Source organism: Sphingomonas sp. LM7 (assembly GCF_002002925.1).
Classification (GTDB): Bacteria; Pseudomonadota; Alphaproteobacteria; order Sphingomonadales; family Sphingomonadaceae; genus Sphingomonas.
Genome location: NZ_CP019511.1, coordinates 1,375,789 through 1,394,269, shown reverse-complemented (window position 1 = coordinate 1,394,269; position 18,481 = coordinate 1,375,789). Strand labels below are relative to the sequence as shown.

At 66.5% G+C, this 18,481-nt stretch carries 13 protein-coding genes; 9 read left to right on the top strand and 4 right to left on the bottom strand.

Annotated features, from left to right (window positions below; translation table 11 throughout):
• Positions 1–12 precede the first annotated feature (12 nt).
• Complete coding sequence (locus BXU08_RS06445) at positions 13–2,325, bottom strand: TonB-dependent receptor (protein ID WP_077509309.1); 2,313 nt, start codon at positions 2,323–2,325, stop codon at positions 13–15.
• A gap of 682 nt (positions 2,326–3,007) precedes the next feature.
• Here BXU08_RS06445 and BXU08_RS06440 point away from each other — a divergent pair.
• Genes BXU08_RS06440 through BXU08_RS06415 form a run of 6 tightly spaced genes read left to right on the top strand, consistent with a single transcriptional unit; the run spans position 3,008 to position 9,623 of the window.
• The gene (locus BXU08_RS06440; RefSeq protein ID WP_171982441.1) at positions 3,008–3,526 is read left to right on the top strand and encodes a nuclear transport factor 2 family protein; all 519 of its coding nucleotides are present in this window, start codon (positions 3,008–3,010) and stop codon (positions 3,524–3,526) included.
• A gap of 44 nt (positions 3,527–3,570) precedes the next feature.
• On the top strand, positions 3,571–4,776 hold the full coding sequence (locus BXU08_RS06435) for a hypothetical protein (RefSeq protein WP_150125446.1): 1,206 nt from the start codon (positions 3,571–3,573) through the stop codon (positions 4,774–4,776).
• Between the two features lie 13 nt (positions 4,777–4,789).
• Positions 4,790–6,577 (top strand): tetratricopeptide repeat protein, encoded by a 1,788-nt coding sequence (locus tag BXU08_RS06430; protein WP_077509306.1) that lies wholly within the window; start codon positions 4,790–4,792, stop codon positions 6,575–6,577.
• 54 nt (positions 6,578–6,631) lie between these two features.
• On the top strand, positions 6,632–7,753 hold the full coding sequence (locus BXU08_RS06425) for an 8-amino-7-oxononanoate synthase (protein ID WP_077509305.1): 1,122 nt from the start codon (positions 6,632–6,634) through the stop codon (positions 7,751–7,753).
• Positions 7,750–8,373: a dethiobiotin synthase gene (bioD, locus tag BXU08_RS06420; RefSeq protein WP_077509304.1), complete on the top strand. Its 624-nt coding sequence runs from the start codon at positions 7,750–7,752 to the stop codon at positions 8,371–8,373. Before BXU08_RS06425 ends, bioD begins: the two co-directional genes overlap by 4 nt.
• Entirely contained in the window at positions 8,370–9,623 is a 1,254-nt protein-coding gene (locus tag BXU08_RS06415; protein ID WP_150125445.1) for an adenosylmethionine--8-amino-7-oxononanoate transaminase, read from the top strand. Before bioD ends, BXU08_RS06415 begins: the two co-directional genes overlap by 4 nt.
• 248 nt (positions 9,624–9,871) lie before the next feature.
• Here the strand turns inward: BXU08_RS06415 and BXU08_RS06410 are convergent, their stop codons facing one another.
• Positions 9,872–10,924 (bottom strand): catalase family peroxidase, encoded by a 1,053-nt coding sequence (locus tag BXU08_RS06410; protein ID WP_253190526.1) that lies wholly within the window; start codon positions 10,922–10,924, stop codon positions 9,872–9,874.
• Positions 10,925–11,019: 95 nt separating this feature from the next.
• On the bottom strand, positions 11,020–11,649 hold the full coding sequence (locus BXU08_RS06405) for a response regulator transcription factor (protein ID WP_077512077.1): 630 nt from the start codon (positions 11,647–11,649) through the stop codon (positions 11,020–11,022).
• 148 nt (positions 11,650–11,797) lie between these two features.
• Here BXU08_RS06405 and BXU08_RS06400 point away from each other — a divergent pair, with 148 nt between their 5' ends.
• Entirely contained in the window at positions 11,798–12,157 is a 360-nt protein-coding gene (locus BXU08_RS06400) for a hypothetical protein (protein WP_077509302.1), read from the top strand.
• 114 nt (positions 12,158–12,271) lie between these two features.
• Positions 12,272–15,277 (top strand): sensor histidine kinase, encoded by a 3,006-nt coding sequence (locus tag BXU08_RS06395; protein WP_171982440.1) that lies wholly within the window; start codon positions 12,272–12,274, stop codon positions 15,275–15,277.
• 79 nt (positions 15,278–15,356) lie between these two features.
• On the opposite strand, the gene BXU08_RS06390 is transcribed toward BXU08_RS06395, so the two are convergent.
• On the bottom strand, positions 15,357–16,865 hold the full coding sequence (locus BXU08_RS06390) for a PAS domain-containing protein (RefSeq protein ID WP_077509300.1): 1,509 nt from the start codon (positions 16,863–16,865) through the stop codon (positions 15,357–15,359).
• A gap of 746 nt (positions 16,866–17,611) precedes the next feature.
• On the opposite strand from BXU08_RS06390, the gene BXU08_RS06385 reads away from it, so the two are divergent.
• Positions 17,612–18,442, top strand: a complete 831-nt coding sequence (locus BXU08_RS06385; RefSeq protein WP_216352925.1) for an alpha/beta fold hydrolase — start codon at positions 17,612–17,614, stop codon at positions 18,440–18,442.
• The last annotated feature ends 39 nt before the right edge of the window (positions 18,443–18,481 follow it).

Sequence of the window (18,481 nt, the reverse complement as noted above, 5' to 3'; positions counted from 1 at the left end):
TTCCGATACCCTTCAGAAACGTGCGGTGAACTGCACGCCGTAGAAGCGCGGTTCGGCGGGGATGAAGGTCGGGATGCCGAAGCCGCCGCCGGTATTGCCTGCGTCGAGCAGATAGCGCTCGTTGGTGGCGTTGCGGACATAGGCGGCCACTTCGAACTGCTCCTCCATGAAGCTCACGCCGGCGCGCGCGTTGACCAGCGTCACCGGCCCCTGCGAGATCGCCATGTTGTTGGGCACTTCGAAGAAGATGCGGCTGCGATAGGTGACGCTCGGCGTTGCGAAGACGCGGGTGCCGCCGCCCAGCGGCGCATCGAAGGTGAAGCCGGCGGCCGCCTGCCATTCAGGCTGGAGGCGGAAACGCGCACCCGAAAAGGCCGGGGCGAAGCTGTTGTTCTTGTCGATGCCGCCGTCGATATAGCCGATATTGCCGAAGACGTTGAGCCACTTGGTCGGGCGCACGCTCAGCTCTGCCTCGACGCCGAGGTTGCTTGCCGCACCGGCGCTCTGGGCGAGCGAGGTGCCGTTGGGCTGGACCACGCTCACCTGGAAGCCGTCATATTTCTGGTAATAAACGCCGAGCGAACCCGATACTGGGCCGACGCTGCCCTTCAGGCCGGCTTCGTAGTTCCACACGACTTCCTCGGGCACGAGCTGGAGGTTGGCGACCGGGGCGCCGCTGGCCAAGCGGGCGTTGAGCTGGACCACCGGCGAGCGGCGGCCCTTCGAGACGGTGGCGAATACGTTCACCGCATCGCTCAGGCGATAGAGGATGTTGAAGCGCGGCAGCACTGCCGAGTAATTTTCTTCTGCTTCGAAGGTCTGGCCGCCGGTGTCGATCTGGCCGGGGATCAGCGATGTCGCGGTCGGGTTGAGCACCGGGCGCGGCACGCGGGCGAAATAGCCCGACTTGCGATCCTCGAGCAGCAGCCGGACGCCGGCGGTCAGCTCGAGCGCAGGGGTAGGGATCCAGGTCGCGTCGGCGAACACCGAATAGCTGGCGTTGCGGCCCTGATTCTCGAATTCCGAAGAATAGGGGATCGCAGTCGCTGCGCCGCCGGTAAGAATCGAGGTCGCCTGCGCCGCGCGGACCACGCCATTGGCGTCGATGCACGGCAGGCCCGGGATCACGCGGGCGGCGCACTGGAGGAAAGTGCCTTCTTCGGACGAGAAGGGCACGTTCTGGAAATTGTCTTCGACGAAGAAGTTCCAGCCCGCGGAAGCGCGCAGCGTATCGCTGGCATAGGCGAAGCGGCCCTCGTGGCTCGCCTGCCAGCCCTTCGAATATTCGCCGAATTCGAGATACCAGGCCGCCGAACCGTCGGCGTCGAAAATCTCGAGGCTGTCGAAGTTGCGATAGCCGTTGACCGTAGTGAAGGTGAAGTCGGGTGCGAACTCCCACGACGCAGTCAGGTTGATGTCGTAAACGTCGCGGTAGAGCCCGAGCTGGTCCTTGCCGAGCACTTGCTGCGAATAGGGCGAGCCGCCCAGATTAGCCTTGCCGAACGGGTTGCCCGGGCCTGCCTGAGTCGGCAGCGCGCGCGAGATGAACGGCGTGCCGCCATTGCGCTGGCGGTCATAGGTGCCGATCAGGTCGACGGTCAGCGCGTCGATCGGCGTGTAGCGAACCGAGGCGCGGATGCCGAGCTGGTCCTGCGCGTAGAGATCCTTGTGCTGGTTGGGCGACAGATTCTCGACGAATCCATCGCGCGTCTTCCATTCGAAGGCGAGGCGACCGGCGATCACGTCGGTGCCGGCGTTGACATAGCCCGACAATAGCGTGGTGTTGTAGTTGCCGTAGCCGCCGGTCAGCGCCGCCGAATAGCCTTCGCGCGGGCGCGCCGAGGTCATGCTGATCGCACCGACTGCAGATGCGGTGCCGAAAAGCGTCGCCTGCGGGCCCTTGATCACTTCGACGCGCTCGAGGTCGTAGACTGCCTGGTACGAGCCGCGCGAGCGCGCGATGTCGACGCCGTTGTAATAGAGGGTGACGCGCGGTCCCTGCTGCGCCGAGCCCGAGTCCGAGGTGATGCCGCGGATCACGATGCCGGGATTGTTGGCGCTCTGCTCCTGGATATTCAGCCCGGGGATGTAGTTCGACAGCTCGTCGAGATCGCTGACGCCGAGTTCGGCCATGCGCTCGCCGGTGAGCGCCGAGATGGTGATCGGCACATCGACGGCGCGCTGCTCGATCTTCTGCGCAGTGACGACGATGTCATTGTCGTCGCGGGCGGCGGCGCCGTCTTCGATCGCGCTCTGGGCGAACGCAGGCATGGCGATGAGCGAAGCGGTGGCGAGCAAAGCCGCGAACGAGATACGATTTGTCATTTTTATTCCCCGAGGTGGAGCGGGGCTGCTGGACACCGGATGTGAAGCGCTCGCGGCAGGTTCGTTACGGTTGCGCGCGACCAGGCGGGTTTTTGGTTGCAACTGTGTTGCAGCGGGGTGGCGCGCCGGTCGCGCAGAATATGCAAGCGAAGGTTACGGCTGCGTTCCAAGTTGAAAGCGCCAATCCAGACATTTTACTGCGCTCTCTTCGCCATTTTGGATTAAAACCTTAAGTAAGTTCTCTCGTTATCAGGCAAGCAACAGATGATCTCAAAATGAGCCTAAAATATTTCTGCCGGTTTGCAAGTTGACTCATCCGATATAGTGGCCAATCATGGATGTAGAGCACGCAGAGAACGCATTGGTAATGATTCTCGAAGCAGCGGGCGTGGTTCTGCTGTCAATGCAATATCCATGTATTGATAGCGCAACTTGTTGCGGGCAGTTGCATGAGGGAGTATTTTTCGATGAAGAAGATCTCTGTCCTTAAGGCCCAGAAGCTCAAGACCACTTCGGTGGCACTCTACCCGATTTGGGAATGCTGGCCTTTCCCGTTCTGGTTCTAATCAGTCGAGAGGGATGGACCGGCCCCGCGGCCGGTCCGTCCTTTTCCATCGTCGGTTGTGACGGTGCAGCGGCAAAGGCGCGCTCGATCGGCCCGGCGCGCGGGGGAGAAAAGCGGATGGGGTATGGGAAACTAGCATCGATTGCCGCGACGCTGCTCGTCGCGGGAGCGGCAATGCCGGTAGCGGCGGCTGTCGCTGCGGCGGAGGCTGCGCCGATCGGGCCGCCAGCCACGCACGCCCGGCAAGATCCCGCTGCGCAAGAGGCGCTCGTCCGCCTGGTCGGCGATTTCGTACGCGCCCAACAGAGCTTTGACGTGCCTCGCCTGACGGCACTGACTGCGCCTGACTATCTCGAGATTTCACCCGTCGGCGAAGTGGACAGCCGCGAAAAGATGCTCGGCTTCTACGCACCCGACAAGAAGTCGAATGCGCCTGCGGTCGAGATCGTAGAGCCGGTGGTGCGGATGTTCGGCGACACGGCGATCGTGATCGCCCGGCTCGCCTATACGGTGCAGGTGCCGGGCCAGTCGCCTCGCGTGATGGCGCTGCGTGCGAGCTTCGTGGCGCGGCGCGAGGGCGGCAGCTGGAAGCTGGTGTCGGCGCAGTACACCGGCATCCGGCCGGTGGCGAAGTGAGCCGCGCGGGCCCTGACGCGCTGGCGAATGGCATGGAAACGGCCATGGACGACGCGCAGTATTTCGTGGTTCCGCTGTCGATCCAGCCGGAGGGAGAAGACTTCCTCATCGGCAGCGCGGAAATGGATGAATTCTATCAAGTGCCGGCCGCTGGGCGTACCGTGGTGACGCTGCTGCAGGCGGGAAAGACGCCCGGCGAGATCAAGGCCATGCTCGCCGCGGAGGGCGGCGAGATGGTGGACGTTGATGACTTCGTCGCGATGCTGCGCGAAATCGGCTTCGTCTATCCCGTCAACGAGGCGCATCTGCACCAGGAACGGCTTGCCGGGCGGGACGAGGACAAGAGGATCCTGTTCCGCGCAGACCCCGGGATCGCCCGCGCCGTGTTCTCCGCGCCGGTGCTCGTCGGCTATCTCGCCGTGGTCGGCTATGCGGGGTATCTCGCCTTGTTCGATCCTGCCCTGCGGATCGATCGCCATGCCTTTTTCATCGAACGCGACCTTGCGCTGACGCTGGTGCTCCTGCTGGTCCTGTCGTCGCTGGCAGTCGCGCTGCACGAGCTTGGCCACATGCTGGCCGCTGCACGGCACGGGGTGAGCTCGCGGCTGGGGATCGGCAATCGCTTGTGGAACATCGTCGCCGAGGCCGATCTGTCGGGTATCTGGGCGCTGCCCAAGCGGCAACGCTATCTGCCGCTGATGGCCGGGATGATGGTCGATCTCCTGGTGATCGCGCTGGTGACGCTCGCCATCGCCGCCCTGCGGCGCGAGGGCGAGACCGGCTTCGCCATATTCCTCCTGCAGGCGCTGGTGCTGCAAGTCGTCGTGACGATCGTCTGGCAGTTCAATCTCTTCCTCAAGACCGACGTCTATTACGTGCTCAGCAATTACCTGAGCTATCCCAACCTCGATGCCGACGCGCGCGTCTATCTGCGCGATTGCCTGTATCGGGTCAGTGGCGGCCGGCTGGGAACTAGCGCGGAAGCGCCCGCCTATCGCAGCGTCCGCGTCCTCCGCGTGTTTTCGGTGCTGTGGATCGTGGGACGGATCGCCGCGCTCTCGTTGCTGCTGCTGGTCTTCCTGCCGACCCTGGCCCGGTATGCGGCCAAAAGCTACGAGGCGTATCGCGATCCGGCCGCATCGACCTACACGATGTACGACCTCGGCATCTTTGTCTTGTTGTCGGCGATCATCTTCGTCGGCGGAGTGTATATGTGGCTGCGGGGCCGGTGGGCCGCGCGGCGCGCATGAGGGAGCAGCCGCAATGATCGATGCCTTTATCTCTCCAGCCTCCCCTGCGACGGGCGATGCCCGCCCGGACGCAGCGGGCCGTGTCCTCGAAGTCGATGCCTGCTTCGCGCGCTGCGGCGCCTGGGCGGGCGTGGCGGACATCATCGAAGCGGCCTATGCCGACCTGCTCGCCAGGGGCCGGCGCGACATCCTCGACCGGCACAATTACGAATTGCACATGGTGCTGCCCAAGCGGCGTCCCGAAATCCCGCTCGCTTATGCGTCGTTGACCGACTCTTCGGTCGGCGTCGAGAAGACGCGCAACTTCCCGCTCGATCGCGCCTATCGCATCGTCCATGGGCTGGTCGGGCTGGTGCTGGAATGGCGCGCCACCGACGCCGGCCCCGCGCCGTGGACGATCCGCGTTTCTCGGCTCGACGAAGCGCAGCATCTCGCCGGCCATTTCTTCACCGAGCTGGCGCGGCGCGCGGCGGCACGCGGCGATATCCGCATCGAGACGACCGCCAACGACCAGCCCGCGGACGCGCCTCGGCTGGACGGCGGGCAAGCGGACGCGCTGGAGCGGCTGATCTCGGCATCGGGCCTGGAAGCGGCGGAGGAGCATTATTCGGCCCTGCTGGCGCATTATCGCGAGACGGGAAACGCGCTGGCCGCGGCGGAGATCGCGCTCAAGGCGCTCTGCCTGTACAATCATTACGGCTATTATCATGAATCCGGCAGCTTCGCCGACACCGTGCTGCCGCATGTCGCGGCGCTGGCACCGGACGAGAACACGCGCTGGAACTATATCGGCAACATCTTCCAGGGTCTGGTGATGATCGGCCGGCAGGACGAGGCGCTGCGCGTCGTCGAGACGCTGGCCGAGCCATATCTTACGCGGCCCGAGCTGCGCGCGAAGATGAGCTACCTGCTTTCGATGATCCACCTGCGCTACGCTGTGGTGCCCAATCTGCCGCTGGCGGAGAAGCATATCCTCGCAGCCGTCGATTATATCGACGCGGCCGAAGGCGATATCGAGCCGGACGACTTCCACTTCCTCAAGGTGTTCATCGACAACGGCCTGGCGTTCCTGCGCGTGCGGCAGAACCGCAAGGCGGAGGCGCTGGCGCTGTGCCAGTCGGGCTTCGAGCGCCTCACCGCGGCGCTGGGCGACGCGCGGCACCGGCTGCACCGCTCGGTGCTCCAATATAACGCGGCGCAGGTCTATGTGGCGCTGGACCAGCCGCAGGCGGCGCTGGACCATTACGCCAAGTCGATCGCGATGGACCCTTATTACTCGGAATATTACAACGAAAGCGCCAATCTGCTCCAGGGCCTGGGGCGATATGACGAGGCGCTGACGACCTATGACCAGGCGATCCGCTACAGCGCGCCTTATCCGGAAGTCTATTTCAACAAGGCGGTCTGCCACAGCCAGCTCGAGCAATGGGACGAGGCGCTGGCGAGCTTCGCGTACAGCTTCGAGCTCAATCCCGACCAGCCCGAGGCGTATCTGCTGCGCGCCGAGGTGCTCGGCGTGCTCGACCGCGACGAGGAGGCGCTTGCCGATCTCGACCGCGTGATCGCCGCGGACGAAGGCGCGGTGAGCGCCCGGGTCAATCGTGCGGTGCTGCGGTTCAACGAAGCCTCCTACGGCCTTGCGCTGGCCGACATGGACTGCGTGATCGCGCTGGAACCCGGCAACGCCGAGCATTACGAAAATCGCGCAGAAATCTTCAAGGCGATCGACGATGCCGAGCGGTGCGCACGGGACATGCGCCGCGCCGGGGAGCTGCGGACGGCGGAGGCGATCGCCGCCTAGGCCGACATTCGTGGCGCTGGCCATGATCGGGATAATCGCTACAGACCCGGCGCCATGTCCCTGCTCGGTGCGCATCACGACGATCTCGAACGGCTGAAGGCGAACGGACGCCTGCGAACGCTGAAGCCGCGCGCCGGGATCGATTTCGCCTCGAACGACTATCTCGCGCTCGGCGTGTCGCCGCGTCTCGGGATTGCAGTCCGGGCCGCCATCGCGCGCGGCGTGACGGTAGGTTCGGGCGGGTCGCGGCTCCTGCGCGGTAACGATCCGGAGCATCACCTGCTCGAAGCCGAAGCGGCGGCGTTGTTCGGAGCCGAGGCCGCCTTGTTCTTCTCGAGCGGCTATGCGGCCAATGTCGCGACCTTCGCGGCGCTTCCGCAGCGCGGCGATATCGTGGTCCATGATGCACTAATCCATGCCAGCGCCCATGACGGCATGCGGCTGGGCCGGGCCGAAACCGCCGCCGTCGCCCATAACGACGCCGGCGCTTTCGAGGATGTCATCCGGGCCTGGCGCGGGCGCGGTGGAACCGGACGCCCGTGGATCGCAGTAGAAAGCCTGTATTCGATGGAAGGCGACCGTGCGCCGCTTGGCGATCTTGCTGCGATCGCGGCGCGGCACGACGCCTTCCTGCTCATCGATGAGGCGCACGCGACCGGCATATTCGGCAGCGGTGGCACGGGACTGGCGAGCGATCTCCACGGCGCGGACAACCTCGTCACGCTCCATACCTGTGGCAAGGCACTGGGATGCGAAGGCGCATTGCTTTGCCTGCCGCGCACGCTTGCCGATTTCATGGTCAATCGTGCGCGCCCGTTCATCTTCTCCACCGCCCCATCGCCGCTGATGGCCGCCGCGGTGCGCGAGGGGCTTCGTTGCCTTGCCGACGAACCGGAGCGGCGCACGGCGCTCTGGTCACTCATAGCGCATGCGGAGCAGAGGTTGGCGGCCTGCGGCGTCGAGCCGACCGGCAGCCAGATCCTGCCGCTGATCGTGGGCGAGGACGTGCCGGCGATGGCGATGGCGGCCGCGTTGCAGGAACGGGGATTCGACATTCGCGGCATTCGTCCGCCTACCGTTCCGCCCGGCACCGCGCGGTTGCGCATCTCGCTGACGCTTCACGCCGGCCCGGACGATATCGACGCGCTCGCCGCGGCGATCCGGGCGGTTCGATGACCCGCGACCGCATCATCGTCGTCACCGGCACCGATACGGATGTCGGCAAGACCGTGTTCGCGGCGGGCCTCGCCGCCGTCACCGGCGCGAGCTATTGGAAGCCGATTCAGGCGGGGCTGGAGGCGGGAGGCGACAGCGCCAGCGTGCAGGCGCTCGGTGTTCGCCGCGTCCTCCCCGAGGCCTATCGCCTGACCACACCCTGTTCGCCGCACCGTGCCGCGGCGCTAGATGGCATCAGGATCGACGTGGAGCGGCTGGCGCTTCCGCCTGTCGCCGGGCCGCTTGTCGTCGAAGGGGCGGGGGGCGTCCTGGTGCCCGTCGACGGCGACCTGCTCTATGCCGACCTGCTCGCCAGATGGGGGGCGCAAACCGTGCTCGTCGCCCGGACTGCGCTGGGCACGATCAACCATAGCCTCCTCTCGCTGGAGGCATTGCGCGCGCGCGGCGTACCGATCCTCGGCATTGCCTTTGTCGGCCCCGAAATGCCCGACAGCGAGCAGACCATCGCGCGGCTTGGGCGCGTGCGGCGGCTGGGACGCCTGCCATGGCTCGATCCGCTCGACGCGGCATCGCTGGCGGCCGCGTTCCGCCAGGGCTTCGATGTCGAGGCGTTCAAGTGAACGATTCCCCGATCTGGCACCCCTTCACCCAGCACGGCCTTGGCGAGCCCGTGCCGCAGGTGCTGCGCGCCGAGGGGGCAGTCCTCCATACGGCTGACGGGCGCCGGATCGTCGACGCGATCTCGTCGTGGTGGGTGACGACCCACGGCCATTGCCACCCCGCCATCATGGCGGCGATCCGCACCTGCGCGGAGCAGCTCGACCAGATCATCTTCGCGGGCTGGACGCATGCGCCGGCCGAAGCCGTCGCCGCAGGGCTGCGCGCGTTGATGCCGCCGGCGCTCACCCGCGTGTTCTTCTCCGATTCCGGATCCACCAGCGTCGAAGTCGCGCTTAAGATGGCGCTCGGCTACTGGCTCCATCGCGGCGAGCCGCGCGACCGGATCATGGTCATGGAACACAGCTATCACGGCGACACGATCGGCGCGATGTCGGTCGGTGCGCGCGGCGTGTTCAACCGGGCCTATGCCCCCTTGCTGTTCGACGTCGCGACGATCCCGTTTCCTGCCGCCGGCGCCGAGCAGGCGACGCTGGACGCGCTCGAGAAGCATTGCCGCACCGCGCCGGCCGCGCTGATCGTCGAGCCGCTGGTGCTGGGCGCGGGCGGCATGCTGATCTACCCGCCCTGGGTTCTCGCCGAGATGCGTCGCATCTGTTCGCATCACGGCGTGCTGTTCATCGCCGACGAGGTGATGACCGGCTGGGGGCGGACCGGCACGCTGCTCGCATGCGAGCAGGCAGGCGTCGTGCCTGATATCCTGTGCCTCTCCAAGGGCCTGACCGGCGGGGCGGTGCCCCTAGCGGTGACGATGGCGATCGAGCCCATCTACGCGGCACATTATGCCAGCGACCGCGCGCGGATGTTCTTCCACTCCTCCAGCTACACCGCCAATCCAATCGCGTGTGCGGCCGCAGCCGCCAATATTGCGATCTGGCGCGAGGAGCCCGTACGCGAACGCGTGGCGGCGCTTGGCCTGCGGCAGGCGGCACGGCTGGAGGCCCTGACCTCCATCCCGGGCGTACACAATCCTCGTATCCTCGGCACGATCGCGGCGGTCGAGCTCGGGAGCGGAGAGGGCGCTTATCTCTCCGCGCTGGGGCCGCGGCTCCTCGATTTCTTCCGGGCGCGCGATGTGCTGCTCCGGCCGCTGGGCAACACCGTCTATGTGATGCCGCCATATTGCATCGACGATGCCGATCTCGACACGATTTACGAGGCGATCGCAGCTGCGGCGGAGAGCCTGTTCTAGGGGCCGGACTTGATTGGAAGCTCTGGCTGGGCGAGGCGAGGACCATTGCAGCGTCGAGCGCTGCGAATGCGAAGGCCACACCAGGGTTACACTGTCGCGCATGTTTCAGCGGTGGCAGGGCTCCGCGGAAAATCTGAAGGGTTCAGTCAACGCGCGTTTGCGTTCTGGCCGGAATCGACACTGTCAAACAGCGAGGCCGGGGCTCGAGCTCCGATCTCAGCAGGTGAAATCCTACCTTTCGGGCGATGTCAGGGCCGCTCCTTGAACGACACCGGATAGGCCGCGTTGCGGATCGACAGCATGGGGTCGGCCACGGCGATGCCGGGCGTGGTGGTTCCGGGCAGGAACAGCAGCGAGCGGTCGGCCAGCGGCGTGTTCGGGCCGAGGCGATCGATGGTGATCGTGCCGAGCTTCACCAGCCGGCGCGATTCCGGCCATGCGATGGCGGGATTGTCGATCGCGTCGCCTGCTTGGGCGATCTGCGCGAACCAGGTGAAGCGGATCGGCGCCTTCGCCACGCGGCCGGCGATCTCCTCGCCCAGATAATTCGGGCCGCGCCGGGCCAGTTCGGCGTCGGTGAGATAGTGTTCGCCTGCTTCCGGCACGAAGCGATAGCGGACGAAGTGTGCGGCCCCGGCGGGACGGGTGAACTGATAGGCGTTGACGCCGAAATAGGGTGTCGTCGCCCAGCTCGCCGGCGGTGGCGTCTGCGTCGTCAGGAACTGCCTGGCGATCGGATGGGTGGCCAGAAAGCCATCGAGCGGCGTGGGCTTGGCAACGCCGGGCCCGCTCGCGCCGATCGCGCGAAGCAACTCGCCGAATTCCCAGCCGGCACTCACCGGAAAGCCATTGAAGCTGTGGTTGACCAGGTCGAAATTGCTGCCGTCGGGCAGCAGGAACTTGACGGCGAGCCCGCGCGGCTGGGCGTTCTTCTCGGTATCGGGAATGTCGGGGATGCCGGTGAAGTCGGAGAAGCGGACGATCACCGGGATGCGGGAGCGAAATATAGCCGCGCTGGAGAGCGTCGCGCCGCCCGGGGCCGGATCGAACCAGCCTTGCAGGATCGTCCCCTTGGTGTGGACTGCGCGCGCCTGATGGGCGCCGAACGCCGCGTGCATGTCCTGCATGAGATGCCCCGGCGTGCGCTGGAGCAATTGCTCGGGATCGCTGACGGTTCGCCCTTCCCTGGGCGAGATCGGCTGGACCCCGGGCGGGAGCGTCGATTGCTGGGCGTTCGCGCCGGTGGCGAACAGGCACGCGGCAAGAACTGGAAAGCTGGACTTCGAGCGCAGGCGTCGCATGGTCGGTCTCCTGGGGGATCCGGGGAGAATGGCAGCACCTCCGGCTTTCGCATCGCCGGCACGGGGCGGGGATGCGTCACCTGACCGGGTGACGCTCAGCCGTTGAGGATGCCGCGGCGCATCGCAGTGGTCACCGCCAGCGTGCGATCGGCGACGCCCAGCTTCGCGAAGACGTTCTTGAGATGCGTCTTGATCGTGTCCTCGGCAAGGCCAAGCTCCCAGGCGATTTCCTTGTTTGCGAGCCCTTCGGCGACCAGCGCCAGGACCGATTGTTCGCGCTGGCTGAGCGCGTCGTCGCTGGCATGCAGCGCGATCTCCTGCGCGATCTCGGGCGGCACATAGCGCCGCCCGGCGTGGATCGCGCGGATCGTGTCGAGCAGCTCGCGGCGAAGCGTGGTCTTGAGAAGGAAGCCGGCCGCGCCCGCCCGAAGCGCCTCCGCCGCCTGCGCGTCGCCGTCATAGGTGGTAAGCACCAAAATGCGTGCGCGCGGCGCCTGTTCGCGTATCGCCCGGATCGCCGCGACGCCGCCCATTCCGGGCATCTGCAGATCCATCAGCGTGACGTCCGGGCGCAGCGCGGCGAACCGCCGGATCGCGTCGGCGCCGTCGCTCGCTTCGCCGACCAGCAGCATGTCCGGCTGGGTATCGAGCAGTGCCGCGACGCCATCGCGCAGCATCGGGTGATCGTCGGCGATCAGGATCCGGATCGGCTGCTTCGCGGTCATCGCCTGTTCCCCATCCGATTCGATCGCCGCGGGCACGGTCACCGCTCATCATGCGCCCGGGGCCCCGCCCGGTCCACACTCGAACGGGTGAGCGCGCGGTGACCTGCTCGGGGGTCGGATGCGAGCCCCATAGCGGCGATTGATCGGAATGGACTCCGACTCTTCGTCCTTCCCGGCGGGCTTTGCCGGCCAGGGACTGTTCCTGCTGCGAGGCGTCGTCGCGCTGGTTCTCGTCCTGTGTGTCGCCAGCAGAAGCAACGGTCCGGCGGTGCACGCGCTCCTCATCGGGGCATCGGCACTGATCCTGGTCGGCCTGTGCACCCGGTGGTCGGCGCTGGCGGCGCTGGCGACGATCCTGTTGATCGCCGAATGGCAATTGGGCCCCTTGCTGATCGCGGCGCTGACGCTTGCGCTTGCCCTGACCGGTCCCGGATCGCTCTCGCTGGATGCCCGGTTGTTCGGGCGCCGCAATATCAGGCTGCGTTCGCGCGATCGGGACGATGCATGAGGGGCGCCTGCCGGACCGGCATTGATCAGGGCATCCGCAATGCACGGCACGCTGGCTGAGCGGCTGGTGGAGGTGTACGCCTTGCGACGTCCATCATTCGGGGGTTGGTGCGCGATGCGATGGATCCTGCAGCTGGCGATGCTGGCGACGATGGCATGGGCATCGCCCGCCGCCGCCGGGCCGACCCTGCCGCTGATGCCGGGATATAAGCGCACTGCCTTCACCGTCGAGGATGGCGCGCCGAGCGCTGCCACTGCAATTGCGCAGACGCCCGACGGGTTCCTGTGGATCGGGACGTCGCAGGGTCTCTGGCGGTTCGACGGCGTCAGGTTCGAGCGGGTTGCTACGCTGGAGAAGGTCGGCGGATCGGGCGTACGCTCGCTGCTCGTCACGCGCGGTGGCGATCTGTGGATCGGCTACGGTTTCGGCGGCGTGGCGCTGGCTCGCGGAGGCCGCATTCTTTCCATTGACGCCGCGGACGCGCCGAAGGGTTGGGTCTACAGCCTGGCAGAGGCTCCGGACGGCGCGATATGGGCAGTGAGCGGCGGCGCGATGTATCGCTACGCCGCCGGGCGATGGACCAAGCGCAGCTATAGCCAGTTCGGACGCGCGCAGCGGGCGCTTGTCCGCCGCGACGGCTCGGTCTGGGTCTGCATTCGCGATGCGACCCGGAGCCGGCTGTTGCGGCTGGACGCGCGTTCGTTTTCGCCGACGGTCATCGCGGAACTCGGTAACGGCGCGTGCGCGATTGCCGAAGCTCCGGATGGCGCAATCGTCGTCGCGGATCAGACGCGGATACGCGTCGGCGCGGGCATGTCCGACGCATTGATACCGCGCGCGACCCTGCCGGCGCCCATGTCCGAGGCGGTGATCACGGTGGGTCGCAACGGCGACGCCTGGATCGCCGGCTTCTCGCGCCGGATCTTCCGAGTGGCGTTGCACGGCATCGGCCGGGCCGGGGTCGGTGAGACCGCCACGTTTGAGAGCCCCGGCGGCGCGGCGGGGTATGCGACGGGCGCCTTCGAGGATCGCGAGGGCAATTGGTGGGTCGGTACGGACCGTGGGATCGACCGCTTCCATCCCGTCGATGTGGTCCACAATAGCGCGACCGATCCCAGGCTGCTTGCACTGGTTCCCATCGAGGAGAACCCGTACCAGCTCCTCGTCGATGGGCAGAGGACGGTCTTCGTTCGCGTCGATCGCCGCCTGTTCCGCATCGCCCCGGACGGAAGCGCCATGCCACTGGCAATGGCGGGGCTCAGCGCGCAGGACGTTGAATGTGCCGCAAGGGATGCGGGCGTGTGGGTGCGCACGATGCGCGATACGGTGCGGCTTGTGGGCGGCGAACGCGCCCGGAGCGTGCGCCTGCCGGCAGGATTCGGCGCGGACTCGCGGTGCTTCGAAGACCGCGACGGGCGGCTGTGGGTCGGCATCGCGCCTTCCGGCCTGATCCGATACGATTCACAGGATCGCAACCCGCAGGCTGTGTCGTTCGACGACCGGCCGGGCACGATCCCCTATATGATCGCGCAGGGCGGCAGCGGCGTGGTCACCTATGTCGGCTATGGCTACACCGCGGCGTTCGGCGGCCGGGCATTCCGGATGATCCTGGGCTATCAGCCCAACCCGTTTACCTTCATCGGCACGATCCTCCAGCGGCCGGAAGGTTTGCTGATCGGCGGCGAGAGCGGCCTCGGCATGCTGCGCGACGGCCGCATCCGCATGATGCCGGCGGGTGAGAAGGGCGTGTTCGGCGACGTATCCGGGCTCGTGCAGAATGCTGCGGGCGAGACCTGGCTGTTGTCGCAGGCCGGGCTGGTGCGATTGTCCAGTGCCGCACTGTCGGCGCGGCTCAAGGAAGGATCGGGTGCGTTGCCGCTGCGCATTTTCGATCAGGACGACGGCGTGCTCGCGCGCAGCAGCATCCAGGGCTTCACCGATCTGGTGGAAGCGGCGGATGGCCGCCTGTGGTTCGCCAACCAGACCGGGATCTATTCGATCGACCCGCGCCGCCTCACGCGCAATTCGCTGCCGCCCGAGGTGGTGGTGCGCGCAGTCTCGGCGGACGGCAGGCCCATTGCGCCCGCGCCGCAACTTCGCCTGGCAGCGGGCACGCGCGGACTGCAGATCGACTTTACTGCGGCGAGCCTGGGCGTGCCGAAACGCGTGTCGTTCCGGTATCGCCTGGCCGGCGTCGATGCGGACTGGATCGATCCGGGCGCGCGCCGGCAGGCGATCTATACCGGGCTCGGCCCGGGCACCTATCGCTTCCAAGTCATCGCCAGCAACGACGACCATGTCTGGAACCGGACCGGTTTCATCATGGAGATCGTCATTCCGCCGACGTTCGTGGAGTCCCGCTGGTTCCTCCTGCTGTGCGTGGTGGCCGCGCTGACCGTCGGCTGGCTGCTCTATTCCCTGCGCATCCGACACCTGCGCCATCGCTTCAACGCGCTTTTGAGGGAGCGGCTCGACGAGCGCGAACGGATCGCGCGCGACCTTCACGATACGCTGCTCCAGGGATTTCAGGGCCTGATGCTGCGATTCCAGGTCGTCGCCAATCGATTGCTGCCCGATGACCCGCTCCGCAGCTCGGTCGATCAGGCGCTCGATCGTGCGGAAGCGGTGCTGGTCGAAAGCCGTGACAAGGTTTCCGATCTGCGCAACGAGGCAAATGGTCCGCCGCTGGAGGAGCGGATACGCCATATTCTCGAGGCCCTGACACAGGATGGCGGCACCCGAACCGCGCTGACCGTCGAGGGCACGCCCCGCCCGGTTTCCCGCCGGGCAGCGGAGGAGGCCGCGGCCATCGCCGAAGAGGCGTTGCGCAATGCACATCGGCACGCCGCGGCCGCGCACGTCCAGGTCGTGGTCACCTATGGTCATGATGCATTGACCGTGGTGGTCCGTGACGACGGCAGAGGGTTCGATCAGGAGGAAGCGGCGCATAAGCGCCAACAGGGGCATTTCGGTCTCATCGGCATGGACGAACGCGCTTTGCACGCCGGGGGCACGCTGAGCGTGTCTGCCCGCCGCGGCAGAGGCACCGAGATCATGCTGACCGTACCCGCATTGGCGGCCTATGGCCCGCAGCGCGCCCGCAAGAACCCGTTCTGGTAGTCGAGAACCATCTTCGATAACTGATCCGTCGGATGGCTTGTTCGGAGCCGTCGGCCCGCGCTTGATACGGCGATTTCCTTCAGCGCGGGGGAGTTGGAAGCGAAAGAATCATGCGGGTGCCGAGGGGTTCGGCAGCTTCGGCATGAAGGTTGCCGCCATGCGCCCGGGCGATCGAGCGGCATATCGCCAGACCCATTCCCAGCCCTCGCGGCTTGCTCGTCACAAAGGGTTCGAATGCAGAGTCCGGATCGTCGATGCCGATCCCGAAGTCGCGGACTTCCAGCGTGACCCAATCGGCATCGCGCCGTGTGTACAGATCGAGCCGCCGGGCTCCCTGCGCCGCCATCGTCTCCATCGCCTCGGCACCGTTGCGCATCAGGTTCACCAGCAATTGCTGGATCTGGACGCGGTCCAGCAGGAGCGGGGGCAGGTCGAAATTCAGCGAGCGCACGACCTCGACGCCCTGCGCACGCATCTCCTCGTCCAGGAGGGAGCATGCTTCCTCGACAACATGGTTGAGCTGCGTGGGCACATGCTGCTGGTCGGTCTCGCCGAACAGCGCGCGGATCCGGTCGAGCACCTGCGCGCCGGCATAGGCGTCGCGGACGATCCGGGTGACGGTCAGGCGTGCGCGATCGAGGTTGGGGGGCTCCACCGCCAGCCAGCGCTGGCACGCCTGGGCATTGGTGACGACCGCGGCGAGCGGCTGGTTCACTTCGTGCGCGATCGAGGCCGACAGTGCCGACAGGCTCGCTGCCTGCGTCGCGCGTGCCAGCCGCTCGCGCGCCTTGCGCAGTGCCTCGCGATCGCCGATCTCGTCCTCGATGTCGTGCGATACGCCGTACCAGCGGACGATCCGGCCGGCATCGTCGCGAAGCGGTTCGGCCTTGCCTTCCACCCATCGATAGCCGCCGTCGGCGTAGCGATGGCGATAGCGCATCGCGAACGGCGCGCCGGTTTCGAACGAGTGCTGCAACGCCGCGCCGACGATGGAGGCATCCTCGGGATGAACCGCTTGTGCGACCGCCGCCGCAAGCCGCGAGCGATCGGGATCGTCGAGATCCGCCAGCTCGATCCCGGCCCATTCGCACAGGCGGCGATTGATGAAGATCGGCTCGCCGCTGGCTGTGGTGATCCAGATCAGCACCGGCACGGTGTCCGCCAGCCGGACCAGCTCATGCTCGCGGTCGCGCAGGCGCGTTTCGGTCTGCTTGAACTCGTCGATGTCGATGATCGTGCCGTACCAGTCGGCGATCCTGCCGGCGGCATCGCGGACGGGCACGCCGTCGCACTGGCACCAGCGATACGAGCCGTCGGCACCGCGCATCCGGTGCTGCGAGAAATAGGGGACGCCGGTACGCAAGCTTTCCGCCCAGGCGCCCAGGGCCCGCGCAGCGTCTTCCGGGTGGACGGCATCGACATAGGCGAAGCTGCCGTCGGCGTTGACCTTGTGGTCTTCGATCCGGGCGCCTTGCCATTCGAGGAAGCGCGGATCGAGATGAAGGAAATTGCCAACGGCGTCGGTACGCCAGGCAAAGGCCGGCAAGGGCTCGGTGAACGCCTGCGCGCGCTGTCCGCCGCCATGCATGGTCAGCGGCTGTCCGCTGGTGCGTCGTCAGGCGGGAAGGGGGGCTTGGGTATCAGGGTCACAGTCGGTTCCAGGATGGAAACATTGGCCCGAGCATCATCGCAGACGGGATTGTGGCCGAAAGCCCGGACTCCGCGAGTGCATGATCCCCCGGCCGGGGGAGGCGCTGCTGCAACCACCTATGCTATCGTGGATGGATTCAGGTTGCTGGACGACGCGCCAGAGCGCTTGGTCTATGCCTTGGTCGAGGTGCGGCTGGTCGATGCTCGTCGATCTCCGCGAGGTAGACGAATATATCTCGCACGGCGCGCAAAGTGCGATCCGCGAGGCATTTGCCGCCAACTCCAGCGTGACGGTCTATTCCTATCCGAGCTGCAGCCACGCCTTCGCGCCACAGGGGCGACCATTGCGACGATGCCGCCGCGGCGCCTTGGGACTTGCTCGACGTCACGCTGACCTGGCGGGGGCGACCTCGACCTTGGTACAGGCTGCGTGATCCCATTGGCCCGCCCGCGCACATACCTCGTCTGATTGAGCGGAGCTGCGTCTCACCGGCATTGTCGAATCGATCCAGCGCCGAGGAGCATCGCATGCCGAACCAGGACCAACCCCAATCGACACAGCTGCTCCGTCGCGATTTCCTCGCGGCCGGGCTCGGCACGGTCGCCGCTGCGGCGCTGCCCTTCGAAGCGCTCGCCCGCAGTTCCGCCGGGCATTCCGTCTCTCCCACCAGAAGGACCCAAGCGATGAACTATGTCACCACCAAGGACGGCGTCGAGATCTTCTACAAGGACTGGGGGCCCAGGACTGCACAGCCGGTCGTGTTCCACCATGGCTGGCCGCTGAGCGCGGACGACTGGGACGTGCAGATGATGTTCTTCCTGGAAAAGGGCTTCCGCGTCGTCGCGCATGACCGGCGGGGGCACGGGCGGTCGAGCCAGGTCGATGGCGGGCACGACATGGATCATTATGCCGCCGATGCCGCGGCGGTGACCGAGCATCTCGATCTGCGCGGCGCAGTGCATATCGGCCATTCGACCGGGGGCGGCGAAGCCACGCGCTACGTCGCCCGGCACGGCGAGGGCCGCGTCGCCAGGCTGGTGCTTATCGCCGCGGTTCCGCCGCTGATGCTCAAGACCGCGGCCAATCCCGGCGGCCTGCCGCGCGAGGTGTTCGACGGCTTCCGCAAAGGCCTAGCCGACAATCGCGCGCAGAACTATCTCGATATTCCGAGCGGGCCGTTCTACGGCTTCAACCGGCCGGGCGTGAAGACTATTCCGGGCCTCGTCCAGAATTGGTGGCGCCAGGGCATGATGGGCGGCATCAAGGCGCATCATGACGGCGTGAAGGCGTTCTCCGAGACCGACTTCACCGAGGACCTCAAGAGCATCGACGTGCCGACCTTCGTGATGCACGGCAGCGACGATCAGGTGGTGCCGGTGGACGATAGCGCGCGCCTGTCGGTCAAGCTGCTCAGGAACGGCACGCTCAAGGTCTATGACGGCTTCCCGCACGGGATGATCACCACGCATGCAGACGTGGTGAACCGCGACATCCTGGCCTTTATCAGAGGCTGACCACCCGCCGGAGCCGCGGCGGACGAACGCCGGGGCTTC